The following is a 19,310-nucleotide window of genomic DNA, read 5'->3' on the forward strand; positions in this document are numbered from 1 at the left end:
CAAACAAATCTATGAATTAGAAAGTGATTATATGGCAGCAAATAGAAGATGGTATAGATTAGATAATACCGGGAAAATATATCCTTCCATTACATCAACAAGAGTATCAACAGTATTCAGGGTATCAGCAACACTAAAGGGAAAAGTTGATCCTGTATTATTACAGAATGCATTAGACAACATAATAGAACGTTTCCCATATTTCAAAGTAAACCTGAAAAAAGGTCTTTTCTGGTACTACTTTGAATATGCATATCATAATCCTAAGGTTAAAAAAGAAGTTTTTTATCCTTGTATGTTCATGTTCTTCAAAAAGAAAAAGACATTCCCTTTTAGAGTATTGTACTATAACAGGAAAATAAGCTGTGAATTCTCCCATAGCATTACAGATGGAACAGGAGCTATAGCATTTCTTAAGACTTTATTGGTAGAATATTTTAAATTGAAAGGTATCAAATCAACCATATCAAAAGATATCTTGGATATAAAATCTTCAGTAAAACAAGAAGAATATGAAGACTCTGCTCACAAATATTATAAGAAGGATATACCACCTCCAGATTTACCTAAGAAGGCTATGCATTTTCCCTTTAAACTAAATAAAAAAGGGGAGTATTACATTATAACGGGAATATTAGATGTATCACAATTAAAAGAGCAGTCTAGAATATATGGTTGTTCAATAACCGAACTACTATTAGCATTATATTTTGAAACAATTCAGGATTTTGTTTATTCCCAGGATAAAAGGAAAAGAAAAAGATTGAAAAAAAGAGTAGTAATCAATCTGCCAGTCAATCTAAGAAGAATATTTCCTTCTAGTACCATGAGAAATTTTTTTATTAGTATAACACCTTCCATTGACTTAAGATTAGGGAAATATAATAGAGAAGAGCTGATAAAACAAGTTAAGAACTATCTTGAATTGAATTTGAATGAAAAATATCTAAGTATGTACATTAGTAGAAATGTGAATAATGAAAAGAATAAATTGATAAGGATAATTCCCCTGTTCATAAAAAATCTGATAATGCCAGTAATCTATCAGAGGTTTGGAGAAAGCGGATATACAAGTAGTATATCCAATCTAGGGCTTATAGTAATGCCTAGTGAAATAGAGGGATTAATAGAAAGATTTGAATTCTATCCACCTCCAAGCAAAGGTAACATAGTAAAGGTCGGGGTGGCTTCATATAAAGAGAATATCTATATATCATTTGGAAGATTAACAAAAAATACTGAAATAGAAAAAAGCTTTTTCAGGAAAATAAGAAAGATGAATATTTACGTGAAGGTTGAAACAAATTTGAGGTGATTTTATGCCCTATTGTGCAAAATGTGGTGTGGAAGTTGATAATAATATAAAAAAATGTCCTCTATGTGATTTCCCAATACCAGATGTGGGACAAGAAATAGATGAACAATCAATTAATGTATTTCCAGAAGCAGAAAATATATATAAGGATAGAGTAAGTATTGTTAAGAACAAAGTCTTTTTTATATTTGAGATAATATTAATTTTTGCCATACCAATACTGATAAGCATAAGAGTTTTCTATCCGTCAATAACATTAAAAATAAATTATATAATCAACTGTATAATAGCATCTGTTTTCTATCTTTTTTTCCTATTTGGGTATCTAAGGATTTATTATAATATATTAGGTATTGGTTTGATATCTATTGTTTTAACATATAAATTAGACAGTATAGATAATAATATTTCCTGGTTCTATAGTTATGCTATATTAATAATATTATTAGTTATGGCTATTTTATATATATGTGTTTTCTTATATAAAAGAAGTAAAAAAGAAAACAAAGCTATATATATTTTGAATTATATATTTGAGGGTATAGGCTTATTATGTTTAGGTATTGATTCAATTATATCATATAGGATTAATAATATGATAAAACCAAGCTGGTCAATAATTGTACTTATCAGTTCAGTAGCTATAAGTCTTTTGATTCTAGGATTATATCATGGTTTACCTGATAGAGTCAGAAATAAAATTAGGAGAAAGCTACATGTATAAAAAAGAACAAACACATTCCTTTCTATTGCATCTCCAGTGATTTCTATATAATGTTTATTGTATAATCAATGATGTTATCAATACAATATTAAAAATTCTTGAATTGGTATATTTCTTAGGTATTTATGTGTTATTCTTATATACTAATAGATATTAACAATAAAATCTAATTTTTGTTATAAAAGTTATGCTATTTGTATAATTTTTATCCATTGTATGATTTGTGTGGAATTACTATAATGTGAACTATAAACAAATATAAAATATAAAAGAGGAAGGAAGTTTAATTATGAAAAGAAAAATTTCTTTATTCGTTGCACTAATTATGGTTGTAGCAATGTTTGCAGGTTGTGGTTCAAAAACTAAACCAACTACAGATGATAATCAAAAAAGTACTACAGCAGATACATCAAAATCATCTGAAGAAAAAAACAATGAGCAAGAACCAGAAATAAAAGAACAAACTCTAAAAGTTTCTGTTTTCCAAGGTGGGTTTGGACGTGAATATTGGGATGAAGTAGCAAAAGCATTCGAAGCGCAAAATGAAGGTGTTACAGTAGAAGTTACAGCTGATCCTAATATAGGTGAAAGAATTAGAAATGACATTTTATCAAATGATTCACCAGACTTTATATACTTATCATCAAGAGATAAATCAGGTACAACACAATCTCTTATAAAAGATAAAGGAATCGCTGATATTAGTGATGTAATGAATAAATTAGAAGACAAAATGATTGATGGAGTGCTAGATAACTCACTTCTAAGTCCTTATGGTGATGGAAAAACATATCTTGCACCATTCAATTTCTCATCACTTGGATTATGGTACAATGAAAATTATTTCAAGACAAATGATATTACAGCACCAGTAACATGGGATGATTTCTTTGAACTTCAAAATAAAATAACAGACAGAGCACTTATTACATATGCAGGTATCTATCCAGGATATCTTGAATCATTAGTATTCCCTGCAATTGCTTCAGGTGCAGGAAAAGATACATTTGATAAGCTTGTAAAATATGATGTAGCAACTTTAGACTCAGATGAATTCAAAGCAATCATGGAAAAATTTGAGAAAATAGCATCAACTAAAGCGATCATGAATGGTACAGCAGGTATCAACCATACAACATCACAAGCAGAATTCCTTATGGGTAAAGCAGCTATGATTCCTAATGGTTCATGGATTGCTAATGAAATGAAAGATGCACCAAGAGAAGATGGATTCACATGGGGATTTGCAGCAGCACCAGTATTAAAAGCAGATAATGACAAGTATGTAGTTGCATCAATGGATGAAATGTATATACCAAGTGCATCCAAGAACAAAGAATTAGCTAAGAAATTCTTAGAATTCCTTTATTCAGACGAAGCAATAAAAATTCAAGCTGAAAAAGCACAATCAGTTCCACCATTAAAAGGTGTAGCAGATGTAATCAAACCTTTTGTTGATGAAGCAACAGGAGCATCATATACATTATTTGATGAAGGATACAAACCATTAATCAGTAACTTTGCAGCTGTAGATAATATGACTCTTGTTCCTAGAAAAGAATTCTTTGGTACAGTAGGTCAAGTTATAACAGGAACAAAGACTAAAGAAGAAGCTATTGATTATCTAAAACCAATTTTTGAAGAAGCAGCTAAAAATATAGTTAAATAGTAATTATATGAATTATTAACTTTGCACATGGGGCTGTCGGATAATACATTTTTAGGATGGCTATCTTCCTTAATCATTAAAAATGTATTATTAGACAGCCCTTGTTCAAATTTTTTACTCGAACATAAATAGTAAAGGAGGTAACCAAATGTCTACAGTAAAAAAAGGAATATTTAAAAAAAGCAAGATTAGTTCTAGTAAAGGTTTCTTTCTTGCAGTTTGTGTTGCCCCTGCATTTGTTTTGTACTTAATATTAGGTGTTTATCCAGCTATCAAAGTATTTATTAATTCACTTTACAAATGGAGTGGATTATCACCTACAAAAACATTTATAGGGCTTGATAATTTTAAGACATTATTACATGATCAGAAATTTGCACTAGCTTTTAAGAACACTGTGTTTTTAATGATTGTAACAACAATAGTAACTATGGTAATCGCACTGTTCTTTGCTTCAACATTATCGCGCAGTAAATTCAAAGAAAAAAATCTATACAGAGTATTATTCTTCTTCCCTAACGTATTATCAATCGTAGTTATTGGGATATTATTTACATATATATACGAACCAAACAGAGGACTACTTAATGCAGCACTTAATCTTATAGGATTAAATGGGAAAACCTGGCTTGGGGATTCAAAAACCGTATTGTGGGCTATTTCAGGAGCAATGATATGGCAGGCTGTAGGATATTACATGGTAATGTATATGGCTGGTATGGATTCTATATCACCTTCATTCTACGAAGTAGCCGATCTAGAGGGAGCATCAAAATTCAAACAATTCTTCTTAATCACAATACCAATGCTTTGGGAAATAATCAGAGTAACAATAGTATTTTTTATAATATCTTCACTTAATATGAGTTTTCTTTTCGTTACGGTCATGACAGGAGGAGCACCTAACGGTGGATCAGAGGTTTTACTGTCATATATGTATAGTCAAGCATTCACCAACTCTAACTTTGGATATGCAATGGCTGTTGCTGTAGTAGTATTTTTATTTGCATTCACTTTAGCTGTTATTAGTAGAAAACTGACTGAAAAAGAAAACGATAATTATTGATGGAGGTGAAATAAATGAAAAGTAAAAGTAAAGATAATAAGAAAATAAATGTTGGTAATGTAGTCACCAGATTAATATTAATTATTGCATCAATACTAGTGGTATATCCTATATTCTGGGCTTTCGCAACGTCTTTCAAGACTAATAGAGAATTCTTGACCAGTCCTTGGAAGTTACCATCAGGTTTACATTGGGAGAACTATACTAATGCATTAGTAAAAGGGCATATGGGTTCATATTTCATGAATTCCATCGGTATTACAATCATTGCAATAGTAGTCTTACTTGCATTGGCTGTTCCAGCGGCATATGCACTTTCTAGATTTGATTTCAAATTCAATAAATTGATTAGTCTAGTATTCATGGGAGGACTTTTTGTTTCAGGATCTTATACAGTTGTTCCATTATTTACTCTAATGAATAAAATGCATTTATTGAACAATAGGCTAATGCTTGCAATTCTATATTCAGTTACTACGTTACCATTTAATATATATCTATTAAGCGGATTCTTCAAAGGTATATCCAAGGAATATGAAGCGGCGGCTTCCATTGATGGATGTGGATATTTTAGAACTCTTTATAGCGTAATAGTTCCTATGGCAAAACCTGGTATGGTAACAGTACTCATGTTTGCATTTATGAGTTATTGGAATGAATATATTCTAGCCTTTACTATGATAAGAGATGATACTAAAAAGACTCTTTCAGTTGGTCTTAAGAATCTCATGGAAGTCCAGAAATATGCTACTGATTGGGGTGCCATGTTTGCAGGGCTGGTTTTAGTAATGCTGCCAACAATGATATTCTATATGGCTGTTCAGAAAAAACTTACTGGAGGATTATCTTTAGGAGGATTGAAGGGATAGGATAATATTCGACATTATAAAACAATTAAATGGATAAAGTACAATTTTACTACAAAAGCTTCTTGATGTTTTTTTTATAATAAGGTAGTATAAATTATGATATCTAAGGATGTGGTTAGATGAAAAAAAGGATACTACCTAGTCTGAAATTACAATTTACAGTATTAGTATTAAGCATTATCATTGTATTCATATTTCTTAATATAATAACTGGTAAATTAATTAGTAAGCTATTATTTGAAAAAAATCTTCAATATAGTAGAACCATATCACAGAAATTAGTACGTGAACTAGAATATACTAATAAGAGGATGGTAGCTGCATCAAGTACATTACAATATGAAAGTATTTTACAGAAATATTTTAAGGAAGAATTGGATTTTGATACAATAACTAAAGTAGAAAAAAGTATTTCGGTGTTAAAGCTATATTATGATGATATTTTTGATATTGCTCTTATAGATGATGAATACATAAATAGTATTTACTTGGAGAGAGATACCCTTGATGAAATAGTTAAGAGGGCTGAGGATGATAGAAGACTTAAATGTGTAGGTTTATATGAACAAAATTATATGGATAAAAATATAACAACCATAGCATTTGACAATAAAGTGTTTGGTATGGATATGGGAGATACATATGGAGAGTATTTTGGCGATATAATTATATCTATTGATGTAGACACAATACTAAAAAACTTTGAAGCTAGAACAGTTCAAGGAATCAGTTTTGTGATTCTTGATAAGTATAATAAGTTCTATCCCATAAACTGTACAAAAGAAGTTGGTAATAATATTATTAATAAAATTGATGGAAACACTACAAAAACAGATATGTTCACTGATGATAAAAGTATCATAATAGTGGAAGAAATAAAAGATATGGATTTGTTTATCGTAAGTAATATAGACAAGAAATATACTAAAAAGGATGTTGGATATATTCAATCCATAATATCAATCATCTGTATAATATTTATAATCATAGTATGTTTTGCATTTATGGTCATATATAAGAATACAGTTAAGCCTATTCATAGTATAGGTGATTATCTTAAAACAATAATAGCTGGAAATTATAAGAAATTGAAAGAAAAAGTAATTGTAAATGGTAATAAAGAGATAGTTGAACTTGCTGATGACCTTAATGATATGATTGACGAGATAAATACTCTGACACATAAATTAGTCAATACAAGCAATAATCTATATCAAGCTGAGATTGAGAAAAAGAGGGCAGAGATATCCTATCTGCGAAGTCAGATCAATCCTCATTTTCTATACAATACACTTGAAACTATGAAAGGTATTGCTATGTCTAATAACATTGTTGAAATATCAACCATGGCTCAATGTCTAGGGGATATATTCAGATATAGTATAAAAGGGTCAAGTGAAGTAACTTTAGAAGAAGAAGTCAAGATGATAAAGGCTTATATTGATATTCAAATGTTCAAGTTTGGTAATAAAGGAACAGTTTTCTATAATATCAATAATGAAACTCTTAATATCATAATACCTAAGATGATTATGCAGCCCATTGTTGAAAATGCATTTGTACATGCTATTGAAAAAAATACAGATGATACAACATTATATATTGGAACTAAAATAGATGAACATAATCTTATTATTATCATACAAGATGATGGAGTAGGAATTGAACCATCTCAATTGGATGGAATCATTACAAATCTAGATTGTGAAAAAGATGATTCTAGTCATGTAGGTATATCAAATGTACATAGAAGGATAGGAATGATATATGGTAATGAGTATGGAGTCAAAATAGAGAGTGAACATGGAGAGGGAACTAAAATAAGTATCATGCTTCCAATAAACAGGAAACAATTTGAATGAAAGGTTGATTTAGATGTATAAAGTAATGATAATCGATGATGAACCAATGATTATACAATCTATAAAATCAGGAATTAATTGGGAAAAACTGAATTTGGAACTGGTATACACTGCAACCGATAGTCGCCACGCGCTGGATTATGCAAAAGAAAATCATATAGATATTGTAATATCGGATATTAGTATGCCACCATTCAATGGTCTTACATTATGTAGTGAAATCGCAAAATTAAATAGCTCAATTCAATTTATTATAATCAGTGGTTATGCAGATTTTTCTTACGCAAAAAAAGCTATACAGATTGGAGTAGCTGGATATTGTCTAAAACCAATAGACTATACTGAGATGATGTCTGTTCTTAAGTTAGCAGTAGATAAGATAGAGCCTAAAAATGATTTTATGGAATATGATTTCATGGAATACGTGTATGAAAATAAAGTAGATGAAATACAAAAATTCCTCATAAGGAATAAGATAAAAGATAGATTCCATATGATTATGGTAATTGGCAAGGAAAATCTATCTAAATATATTAAGGTACACCATCTTATGTTCAATATAGGGATAAATAAATATCTTTATATATTGAATGATGATACAGATAAATTAATGCTGAATAATGAAATAAAGAATAACCCTTTAATAGATGGGATAGGTATAACGACTAATAAAGTAAGCTATGATAATCTTCTAGAACATATAGATGATATTATGGTAAAAAGCTATTATTTCTTTTTTTGCAAACATGATAAGATTTTAATGGATGAGACTAATAAGCAAGACGACTATTACAATAAGATATGCAAAGATATAGATAAACCAGCTAAACTTAAAGAAAATTTACTGGAATATTCTGGAATAACCAGCAAAACAATGAATATCAAACAAGCAATGAAGCTCCATAATATGATATTAAATAAATATCGAGGACCTATAGGTGAAGAGGATGACCTTAATATATATAGTTTTGATGAGCTTGTAAGAAACTATGAAAGCTTTGATAACTTGATAAATAGCCTGCTCGTGGTTATCGAGAATTCATTCGAGAAGAATGACTTGACTTTTGAAAGTTATAATAAGAATTTTATAAAAGTAATCAAATATATAAATGCAAACTTTACCAAGAATATTTCCATAAAAGATATTGCTGAAGAATTATTCCTGAATCCTAATTATATAAGTCAATTATTTAAGAAAGAGACAGGAACAACTTATGTAAAATATCTGACTGGACTTAGGATAGAAAAAGCTAAAGAATTATTACAGAAAACGGATATGTCCATTAATGATGTATGTATTAACAGCGGATTTAATGACTACTTCTATTTTATAAAGAAATTCAAGAAATATACTAATATGGCACCATCTTATTATAGAAAAAGCAATATATAATCATTATCAAAATTATTGAGGTGTTATTTTATGAAGAAGTACAGATTAATATATATATTATTACTGATTATAATCATGATTTTTACAGGGTGTAAAAAAAATAATAATGAAGTAGTTGATAATAATGAAAAACAACCAATCGAGATTTCAATAGCCTTTTGGAATATTGGTAATGCCTTGAGTGGTGGAGATAATGATAAGATGTTACGTGAAATTGAAGAAAAATTGAATATTAAACTTATTCCCTACGAAATTACTCATGATGATGATAGAAGAAAGATAAATCTACTAGCATCATCTTCACAACTCCCAGATGTTGTAGCAATTGGAGCTATTGGCACTCCTTTATACTATCAATGGATTGATAAAAAGATTATTAAGCCATTACCAAAGGATTTGTCCAAGTGGACAAACCTTAACAGCTATATGAATTGTGCTGAGATGAACCAATTCAGACATTCTGATGGAAATTATTATGGTATACCAAGAAAGACATACGATAATAGTCATAGTGTAAAGTTAAGTGGAATGGATCGTAAGATTTTTTACCGCTATGATTTAGCAAGGAAGGCTGGGATAACTGAAGAACCTGAAACCTATGATGAGTTTCGGGCTATGATTAAGACTATTATGAAAAATGATGCTGAAAACAAGGATATAGAGGGAATGGCTGTTACAGTACCATTTATCTTAGACAGTTTTTTCATGTCTTACAGCGTTCCTTTAGGAATGAGTGATGGTAGTGGTAGTGATTTCAAGTGGGTCAAGAAGAATGATAAGTATATCCCTGCCTATTTTGCTGGAGACTTAAAATCTGCTTTTGAACTTGCACGAGAGATGTATGAAGAATCAACAATTGCTAAAGATATTCCTTTGGCGAAAGAGGAACAATCCATAAACAAATTTATAAATGGATCATCAGCGGCTCTGCTAGGTAATATGATAACATGGAAACTGGCTAAAAGATGGAACGAGAAGTATCCAGATAAAAAGTTTGAGGATCATGTAAAAATTCTATCGCCTTTAAAATCAAAAGATGGAAATACCTATGGAAGTGTATTCAAAAAATATTGGTCGGAATCATATATAACAACTGATGATCCTGTCAAACAGGAAGCTATTCTTAATCTATATGAGTATTTTTTGAAAAATGAAGATATGCTTAGACGAGGATATGAAGATGAAGATTATATATCAGCGAATGGTGTGAAAATAGCAAAACAAGGTAATGATATTAATGACAAATATCCTATTACTTTACTTGCTGATTTGGTGCAATGGAATAATGTATATAGATATTTAACTCTTACAGGGGACCCAACGAAAGATAAGTATTATAAAATGGATGTTGAGTATAGCTACCAACTATTGGAAACTGATTTACCTAAATACTATGAAATAAATTTATCCATGCAAACTCCAACAATGAGTAATTTTATGATAAAACCAGCAGATGATATCATTAAGGTTATGATAGGCAGAGAAAGTGTAGATAAGATGTACAATGATATAATGAAAGATTATGAGAATAAAGGGCTTTATAAGATGATAGATGAAGTGAATGAATTAATGGATGATTTGAATTAATTAGTCTTAGTGATTAATTAAATGATGAAATTAGGAGGTATGGACATGAATAATAAAGGAAGAGTAACTCTACCAACAGATGTAGATATTATAAATGAGACTCTTGAGACTATGGAAAGATTAGGTGTTGACGCACTTCGTGACTGTGATGGAACTGAGTTTCCAAAAGAACTATTAGGCAAAGGTGCCAAGGTATATGCTACATATTATACGACTAGAAAAGATAATGAATGGGCTAAAAATAATCCTGATGAAATACAGCAAATGTATCTTGTAACAGAACCTGAGACAGCAATTGGTGATACTCTTGATATAGAGTTGTTACGTGATTTCTATAAGCCACAATTCAAGGTTAATACCATGCATGATATTAAACGCTGGTGGGAAGTAATAGATCGTACTACAGGAGAAGTTGTACCTGTATCTCATTGGGATTATGATGAGGAAACTGGTAAAGTAACAATAAAGACAGACAAATATCATGAGTATACTGTTAGTTTTCTTGCATTCATCATGTGGGACCCAGTTCATATGTATAACTACATCACTAATGACTGGAAAGATGTACCTCATCAAATGACTTTTGATGTAAGACAGCCTAAAACACAAAAATATGTTAAGGATAAGCTGGCAAAATGGTGTGAAGATAATCCTAACGTTGACGTAGTAAGATTTACAACATTTTTCCATCAATTTACACTTAATTTTAATGATGAAGGAAAAGAAAAGTTTGTTGATTGGTTTGGTTATTCAGCAAGTATCAGTCCTTATATCTTAGATAAATTTGAAAAAGAAGCAGGTTATAAGTTCCGTGCAGAGTATATCATTGACCAAGGATATCAAAATAATACTTTCCGTATACCATCAAAAGAGTTTAAGGACTTTATGGATTTTCAGCAGCGAGAAGTTGCCAAATTAGCGAAAGAATTAGTTGATATTGTTCATAGTCATGGTAAAGAAGCTATGATGTTCCTTGGGGATCATTGGATTGGAACAGAACCTTTTGGAAAATATTTTCCAGAGATTGGATTAGATAGTGTTGTTGGTTCAGTTGGAAATGGTACCACCCTAAGACTTATCTCAGATATACCTGGAGTAAGATATACAGAAGGTAGATTCTTGCCATACTTTTTCCCAGATACATTCCATGAAGGTGGAGAACCTAAAAAAGAAGCAGTGGAAAACTGGGTAACTGCAAGACGTGCCATTCTACGAAGTCCAGTAGATAGAATCGGTTATGGAGGTTATTTAAAACTTGCTCTTGATTTTCCAGATTTTATGGATTACATTGAGAGTGTCTGTAATGAATTCCGTACTCTCTATGATAATATCGGAGAGGGAAAACCATATGTAGCACCATTCAAAGTAGCTGTCTTGAATTGCTGGGGTAAGATTCGTTCTTGGGGAACTTACATGGTGGCACATGCATTATGGAATAAAAAATGCTACTCATATGGTGGAATATTAGAAGCATTAGCAGGTATGCAGTTTGATGTGAAATTCATCAGTTTTGAGGATATAAAAAATGATAAATCCATATTAGATAACGTAGGTGTAATCATAAATGCAGGAAGTGCCTATACTGCAAACAGCGGTGGAGAAAATTGGGCTGATGCAGAGATAGTAACAACAATTAAAGAATTCGTTGCTAATGGTGGTGGATTCATTGGTGTTGGTGAGCCAAGTGCATATGAGCAAAATGGACGATTCTTCCAAATGGCGTCAGTACTTGGTGTAGACCGTGAGCTCGGTTTTAGTCTATCAACTGATAAGTACAATTGGGAAGAGAAACCACATTTTATTACAGAGCAATGTAATGATGACATTGATTTTGGAGAAGGAATAAAAGATGTCTATGCATTAAAAAATGCACAGGTAATTGTTAATCGTGGTGGAGATATTGAGATGGCTGCAAATGAATTTGGAAATGGACGTAGTGTTTATCTAAGTGGACTTCCATATAGCTTTGAAAATACACGTATCTTATACCGTTCTATATTCTGGGTGGCTGGTAAAGAGAATGAAATGAAAAAGTGGTATAGTGATAATATTAATGTTGACGTACATGCATATATGAACACTAAAAAATATTGTGTTGTAAATAATACATATACAAAACAGTCAACTACAATTTATAAAGGTGATGGAACATCGTTCGAAATAGATTTACAAGAGAATGAAATTGTATGGTTTAATATGTAGGATTTCAAGGAATATAAACATATTTATATATTCAGGCAGGTATTTATTTAATGAAATAGATACCTGCTTTGTTTAGTTACAAAAGGAATATATGATTAGTATTCTAATACCTATATGTCTATAAAAAAGTTCTATTAATTTATTTATGTTATGTAATTTATAAGAAATGCATAAAAGAATAATAAATATCTAGTAAATAATATAATAAATATATAATCAACTAAGATTTAGACATAAAAGAATAATATTTTTACATACAGACTAATGAAAAAAATTGTTAATATATATATGTTATTGGTAATAATAACTTAATTCTATTTTTTATTTGTATCGAGGGGTTAAATCAATTCACAACAGTCTAGAAAAAACTACCAAAATTAAGGAGAGTGAAAAAATGTACAAAAGAAAGTTAGCTAAACGAATAGCTGCATTGGCTATGTCAATTATGATGATGGCTTTTTATGTTCCAATATCAGCAACAGAAGGTGAGACAACAACAGAACAACCAAAAGATATTATTATAGAGGAAGTAAGCGATAATCCTGTAGAAGAGCAGGTGGAGGAATCAAAAGATTCATCGGTAGAGCAACAGGAAAATCCAATAGAAGAATCAGGAGGTAAATCAGCTGATAAAGAATCAATAGATGAAGCAGACAACAAGCTAGATGAAGCAAAAGATTCATTAGCAGAGCAAGAGGCAAATCCAGCAGAAGAACCAAAAGAGAGTCCTACTGAAGGACAAGTAGTAAAGCAAGATGTAGAGCAACAGGAGAATCCACTACAAGAAGCAGAGAATGAACAGAAGGAAACATTAGAAACACCAACAGATAGTTTTTACAAACAAGATTATGATGGTGTATGTGAATTCTCTACACTTGAAGGTGGTGGAACAACTGTAACTGAAAACGGTGTATTAAATTTTACTAATGTGGGGGATACAAGAATAATTGATACAAAATCAAGTGAAATTGCAGATGGTGAAATAGAGATTGTATTCACTGTTCCAGACGATACAATGGGACGATTTGGAGTTTTAGTTCGAAGCATAGATGATAATAATTGGGTGTTAATCGGAAATGATGGAACTGGTTGGGGAGTAAACAAAGTAGGTAAATGGGATTTTTTCACTCAAGGAAAAACTTTCATCAAAGACGAAATAGTCAAATTACGTGTTAAATATGATGAGACAAATATAGTTATATGGGCAGCAAAAAAAGATGGTGATAATGGTTTCGAGGATTTTGGAATGCCAATATTGAATAAATCCTTTGATTGGTTGCCTAAAAATAGTGGTTACCAAGGATATAGAAAATGGTTTTCAAATGTAACAACAAAAGTTGAATATATGTATTCTGGCGGTATTGGAGCAATAAATGGAGAACCACAAGGAATCAAAGATGATACTATTGTTGTTGCACAATACCAAGATGTAACACTTCCATCAACAGTGAAAGTTATCTATAATGGTGGTGCTTTGATTGAAGAAAGTGTAACATGGAATACTCAATCAGTAGATACATCAAAGCCTGGTACAGTACAAGTTAAAGGTACAATCAAAGATATGTCTTTTGAGCCTAAACTTAATGTAAAAGTAAACTCTAGTATTGTTTCAGAAGTTACGCCAATAAAAGTTAACATGATTAAAGACAGCGTTGATAAAAGTCATCTACCTACTAAGGCATTTGTTAAATTGAAGGTAGATGAAAATACTACAATAGATACAGTAGCTAATATAACAAGTTGGTCAGAACTTACTACAGAAAATGAAAGTTTTACAGCTACGGGCGTACTCGATCAGAAAACTGAAGATAATTCTTTTGCAACAGTTACTGCCTCTGGAAAAATTATTGATAAGTCTTCTTCAGTAAAATATACTCAAGAATATACTGCTCCAGAAGGTATTACATGGAATACAATAGATGGTTCAGGTAGATACGATATTGATAAAACCCAAGGGGAACTTACTATAATAAATGATGCAGATAGTAATTATAGTCTAGTAGAAAATGAATCCCCAACTATAGTAAATGGGGAATTTAGTGTCATAATGAAAGCAACTGAGGCATCACAGTATGGTATCTTGTTCAGAGCTATAAGTAATAGCCAATATGCTGGAATAATATATAAAGGCGGAACAGATTGGGCAATAACAGGATCTAATAACTTAGAAAAATCATTCACTGGTCCAGAGATTGCTGAGAATACTAATGTAACAATTAAATGTAGATATATTGGAAACAAAGTAACTGTTATCATAAATGATAATGTATGTCTTAATCAGATAGTTACTGGTATAACCCTTGAAAAAGGTAAGGTTGGTTATGTAAACTACGGTACAGCAAAAACTCTAAAGGTAACTGAGCTGATAAATGGTGAAGTTGGTACAATCATCAAGACAGCTATTCCTCAGATTACATATATACCAACATACAAAGCGCAAACATATCCACGTGTAATGCCATCTCTTCCATCAATTATAGATATTAAATACTATGGTGGTATAAGTGGCAGGTCACAAATAATATGGAATCATGTTCCTATTAAAGACATAGTTGCTAACACTACCCTACAAGTTGGTGGAATCATTGAAGGAGAGCTTTTTGAAAATTTAGCTGCCATAGAAGTGTTAAATGAAGAACCACGTTCCTACGAACTTGATTTTGAGAATAAAGAAACAGCAGCAAATGGTTGGAAAATAGGCAGGGGGTCTGGTTCTATATCTGCAACAGATGACGGTAAACTTCTAATTAGTGGACTTTCGGATCAAGGAGTCGCTTATTTCAAGCTAGATGATACTCCTGCTCTAAAAAACATGATATTTGAAGCAGACGTAGAATTTGTTCTAGCTACAGAAAATTCAGTATTCAGGGGCGGACCATTAATCAGATATATAGATTCCAATAACTGGGCAAACATTTCTCTAGATGTTGGAAAGCTAGTATGGAAAAACGGACAAGGCTATGGTTCATTTCCAGGTTCATTTTCTCCACAAAAGGGAAAAGTGTACCGAATGAAATTAAAAGCCCATGAAGGTAATTTTTCCATATCCTTTGATGGAAATGAAATTGGTAAACAATCAGTATCATCTCTTCCAGATGGCGAAGGATATATTGGTTTCCATAGCTGGGCCGGACAGTCTTTTATTATTGATAATGTGAAGGTAACAGAGATACCTCCTCTTGCTCCTCCAGCAATAGAAGAAAAAACAACTATAATATCTTCCGAAAAAATGGATGTTACAGTTGATGAGAATTTCCCAAGGGTATTAAGTTACAAATGGAAAGAGGACGGTTCAATACTCCATGGTGAAGATGAACAACTGTTCATTATGGAAGTTAATGGTGAACAATATATCCCTACAGTTACATCAACAATTGCAGAAGATAAGTCTTCAATCATATATACAATGAAGGATTTTGGTAGTACAGGAATTGAACTTCAAGGAAAGATGAGTGTCATTGATAATAAACTAAAATTTGAAATCATCAACGTAATAGAGCCAAATGTTAAATTCCAGACACTTAATATTCCAAAACAAAGCTTAGCATCAGTTAAAGCTTCTGAAAACGGTAGAATAGCATCTGTTATAACTACAGGTGATTGGAACAACATTATTGAGAAATTTTCATCAGTACAAGAGCAGACACTTGGTGTACAAGGGAAAACCTATGCTTTTATCAGCAATAATGATTTTGCAGTAAGTGTTGATTCAAATGTTACAACAGGTGGTTCAAGAATTTCTCTCTCAACAGATAACAGAGGTGCTGATAAGAAAACTGGAATAGGAGCAGGAGCTTGGACTTATAGAGAAGAATTAGGAAAAGCAGATACAGGAGCAGACTATTTCCAAGAACATAAACCATGGGTGCAGATTGCCATAGCAAAAGATGAGAACAATGATAGTACCATTGACTGGCAGGATGCAGCGATATTGTATAGAAAAGATATGAAAATACCTTTTGGTGGAGAAGATATCAAGAATAATATTTCATATGTATCAATGAATATTGGATATACCCAAAATCCATTTTTAAAAGGTCTTGACATGGTTAAGAATATATACAATTACACTGACGGTTTCGGTCAGATAGTTCTTGAAAAAGGTTATCAGGCTGAAGGACATGACGATTCACATCCTGACTATGACCATTTTGGTATTAGACAAGGTGGTATAAAGGATTTTAATAAACTTATTGAAGCAGGAAAAGATTATAATGCTAAGATTGGTATTCATATTAACGCTACAGAATATCATCCAGATGCATTTACATATCCACAAAATATTGTAAATCTTAATTCACCAGGCTGGGGCTGGTTAGATAAAGCCTCTTATGTAGATCAAAGAAAAGACATAACTACTGGAGAACTATATAGGAGATTAGATTTATTGAAGAAGGCAGCTCCAGAGCTTAATTTTGTATATGTGGATGTATACACAGGTAATGACTGGAATGCGGCTCAACTAGGTGAAAAGGTCAATTCACTTGGATATATGCTTGGAACTGAGATGAATGGACCACTAGAACAATATGTTACATGGACTCATTGGGGAGGAGATGCAGCATATCCAAACAAAGGTAACAATTCACAGATTATGAGATTCATCAAATATAATACACAAGATACTTTTATAGGTGATCCTTTACTAAAAGGTAACAAACACTTATTACCTGGCGGCTGGGGTGATCAGCAAACAGTACTAGGTGAAATGGGTACAGGAATATTCTACAATAATAATTTACTTACTAAATATATGCAGCATTTTGAAATAATAAAAATGACATCTGACCAAGTTGATTTTACTGAGGGAGTAAAAGCTGTTCGTGAAGGTGATGATATCAACTATTATAAAGATGGTAGATTAATAGCTGCAACTCCAGAAGATTCATATAATGATACCTATGTAGGTAAAACAAAATTATTCTTACCATGGGTACCTAATGCAGATGATGGTAACAAATCAACTAGTATAGAGAAGATATATGCATGGACACCATTTGAAAATGATACAACTCAGTGGACACTACCTTCTGAGTGGAGTGATAGTACTAGACTAAAACTTTACAAGCTTGATGATCTAGGGAGACATTATGTTAAAGATATTGATGTAACTGAAGGGAAGATTATACTTTCACTAGAACAAAATATTCCTTATCTAGTAACACAAGGAGAATTATCAGAAAATAGATTAGACACTTGGGGCGAAGGACAGCAGATTGTTGATCCTGGATTTGATTCAGCGGGATTTGTTAACGATAATGTAACAGGTGCTGGATGGACAAAAACAGGGGGAAATGTATCAATAGTAAAAGAAGTTGAAAACGCACATCAAGGCAGTCCACGTGGTGGTAATGATATTCTTAAGATAACAAATGGCGAAGGTGGTATCAGTCAAGTCATCAATGGACTTGTAGAAAGTAAAACATACTCTATATCCACTTGGATTCAGAATAATGATGAAAGAACCGTAACACTGAATGTTAATTGTGGCGGTAAGGATTACTCAACTGTAATTACTAGAAGAGGTAAAGAAAGAAGTGGACAAGCTGTAAAATTCAGGGGTGATACATTTTTAAGAGCAAATATTGAATTTACAGTTCCAAAAGGTATATCAGCAGCAACCGTTACAGTTAATGTTGCAGAAGGTAATGGAACAGTATATGTTGATGATTTTAGATGTTATGAAGAGCCTGGTGTGACTAGTGAACAAGGATATGCATTCTATGAAGATTTTGAGAATGTAGATGAAGGTATTTCACCATTTGTACTTGCTTCAGGAAGAGGAGGCTCTAATAGAAGCCATTTAGCTGAAAAAGATTTATATGGCCGTCAATTCATGAGTTGGGTTATTAACGGAAGATTTTCATTAAAATCCAATCAGCAGGATGGTGAAACAGGTGAGATGCTTATAACAGAAAACGGAGCATTTACACTAAAACCAAACACAACGTATGAACTTGGTTTGACCTATGCACTTGCTAGAGATGATATAAATTATTCATTGAATATTAAACAACCTGATAAAACAGTAGTAGCTAATATTCCTCTAACAGTAACAGGCAGTTCAAATGAAATTGAACAAATTGATAGAGGCGTAGCTAAAAAAGTTACAAAAACATTTACAACTGGAAATAATACAGATGGATTGTATATGACTCTTGATAAACAACAAGGGAAAGAACAAATTATCTTAGATGATATTTATATTAAAGAAGTAACTAATAATGCAGAGCCAAATCTAGCTTATGTAAACTTAAATACATCAGTTAATGAGATAAGTCTAGATATGGAATTCATACCATTCAATGTTACTGCCCTAATGAGTAATGGTGTTGATGTAGATATGAGCAAAGCAGAATTGACTTATGATATATCAGATACAACAGTATTACAGATCAGTGATAATAAGATGAAACCATTGAAAAAAGGTACTGCTGATATTACAGCTAAAGTAACAGTTGATAACAAAACAGTTAATTCTAATACTGTGACTATTAAGGTTGGGTGACTGTTCATTATTAACTCTATTAAATAATTAAAAAGTGTAGCATAAAACCATCATAGTTTTATTTAAATATAGTCCCAAGGGTTAGACTAAGCTTACAGCCTATCCTTTGGGGCTT

General features: G+C 31.6%; 10 protein-coding genes. All 10 read left to right on the forward strand.

Going from position 1 to position 19,310, the window contains the following annotated elements; translation table 11 throughout:
* The first annotated feature begins 31 nt into the window (after positions 1 to 31).
* The 10 genes from AACQ14_RS16540 (at position 32) to AACQ14_RS16585 (ending at position 19,195) form a co-directional block, all read left to right on the forward strand.
* The gene (locus AACQ14_RS16540; RefSeq protein WP_339364698.1) at positions 32 to 1,315 is read left to right on the forward strand and encodes a hypothetical protein; all 1,284 of its coding nucleotides are present in this window, start codon (positions 32 to 34) and stop codon (positions 1,313 to 1,315) included.
* Between the two features lie 4 nt (positions 1,316 to 1,319).
* Positions 1,320 to 2,039, forward strand: coding sequence for an LTA synthase family protein (locus AACQ14_RS16545; RefSeq protein ID WP_339364699.1), 720 nt, complete (start codon positions 1,320 to 1,322; stop codon positions 2,037 to 2,039).
* A 289-nt stretch (positions 2,040 to 2,328) separates the two neighbouring features.
* Entirely contained in the window at positions 2,329 to 3,708 is a 1,380-nt protein-coding gene (locus tag AACQ14_RS16550; RefSeq protein ID WP_339364700.1) for a carbohydrate ABC transporter substrate-binding protein, read from the forward strand.
* Positions 3,709 to 3,856: 148 nt separating this feature from the next.
* Positions 3,857 to 4,774, forward strand: a complete 918-nt coding sequence (locus AACQ14_RS16555) for a carbohydrate ABC transporter permease (RefSeq protein WP_339364701.1) — start codon at positions 3,857 to 3,859, stop codon at positions 4,772 to 4,774.
* A gap of 14 nt (positions 4,775 to 4,788) precedes the next feature.
* Positions 4,789 to 5,643, forward strand: a complete 855-nt coding sequence (locus AACQ14_RS16560) for a carbohydrate ABC transporter permease (protein WP_339364702.1) — start codon at positions 4,789 to 4,791, stop codon at positions 5,641 to 5,643.
* Between the two features lie 119 nt (positions 5,644 to 5,762).
* A complete protein-coding gene (locus tag AACQ14_RS16565; RefSeq protein WP_339364703.1) occupies positions 5,763 to 7,505 on the forward strand; it encodes a sensor histidine kinase in 1,743 nt (580 codons plus the stop codon).
* 13 nt (positions 7,506 to 7,518) lie between these two features.
* A complete protein-coding gene (locus AACQ14_RS16570; RefSeq protein WP_339364704.1) occupies positions 7,519 to 8,898 on the forward strand; it encodes a response regulator transcription factor in 1,380 nt (459 codons plus the stop codon).
* Between the two features lie 30 nt (positions 8,899 to 8,928).
* Complete coding sequence (locus AACQ14_RS16575; RefSeq protein ID WP_339364705.1) at positions 8,929 to 10,485, forward strand: type 2 periplasmic-binding domain-containing protein; 1,557 nt, start codon at positions 8,929 to 8,931, stop codon at positions 10,483 to 10,485.
* 39 nt (positions 10,486 to 10,524) lie between these two features.
* Entirely contained in the window at positions 10,525 to 12,687 is a 2,163-nt protein-coding gene (gene gnpA / locus AACQ14_RS16580; RefSeq protein ID WP_339364749.1) for a 1,3-beta-galactosyl-N-acetylhexosamine phosphorylase, read from the forward strand.
* A 394-nt stretch (positions 12,688 to 13,081) separates the two neighbouring features.
* Positions 13,082 to 19,195 carry an endo-alpha-N-acetylgalactosaminidase family protein gene (locus AACQ14_RS16585; protein WP_339364706.1) on the forward strand — a complete coding sequence of 2,038 codons (6,114 nt, stop codon included), beginning with the start codon at positions 13,082 to 13,084 and terminating at the stop codon, positions 19,193 to 19,195.
* The last annotated feature ends 115 nt before the right edge of the window (positions 19,196 to 19,310 follow it).

The organism is Vallitalea maricola (assembly GCF_036985595.1).
GTDB lineage: Bacteria > Bacillota > Clostridia > Lachnospirales > Vallitaleaceae > Vallitalea > Vallitalea maricola.

Bases quoted from the DNA above. Each gene is read 5' to 3' on its own strand.
- AACQ14_RS16540 (WP_339364698.1), top strand. From the start codon at position 32: ATGGCAGCAAATAGAAGATGGTATAGATTAGATAATACCGGGAAAATA.
- AACQ14_RS16545 (WP_339364699.1), top strand. From the start codon at position 1,320: ATGCCCTATTGTGCAAAATGTGGTGTGGAAGTTGATAATAATATAAAA.
- AACQ14_RS16550 (WP_339364700.1), top strand. From the start codon at position 2,329: ATGAAAAGAAAAATTTCTTTATTCGTTGCACTAATTATGGTTGTAGCA.
- AACQ14_RS16555 (WP_339364701.1), top strand. From the start codon at position 3,857: ATGTCTACAGTAAAAAAAGGAATATTTAAAAAAAGCAAGATTAGTTCT.
- AACQ14_RS16560 (WP_339364702.1), top strand. From the start codon at position 4,789: ATGAAAAGTAAAAGTAAAGATAATAAGAAAATAAATGTTGGTAATGTA.
- AACQ14_RS16565 (WP_339364703.1), top strand. From the start codon at position 5,763: ATGAAAAAAAGGATACTACCTAGTCTGAAATTACAATTTACAGTATTA.
- AACQ14_RS16570 (WP_339364704.1), top strand. From the start codon at position 7,519: ATGTATAAAGTAATGATAATCGATGATGAACCAATGATTATACAATCT.
- AACQ14_RS16575 (WP_339364705.1), top strand. From the start codon at position 8,929: ATGAAGAAGTACAGATTAATATATATATTATTACTGATTATAATCATG.
- gnpA (WP_339364749.1), top strand. From the start codon at position 10,525: ATGGACATGAATAATAAAGGAAGAGTAACTCTACCAACAGATGTAGAT.
- AACQ14_RS16585 (WP_339364706.1), top strand. From the start codon at position 13,082: ATGTACAAAAGAAAGTTAGCTAAACGAATAGCTGCATTGGCTATGTCA.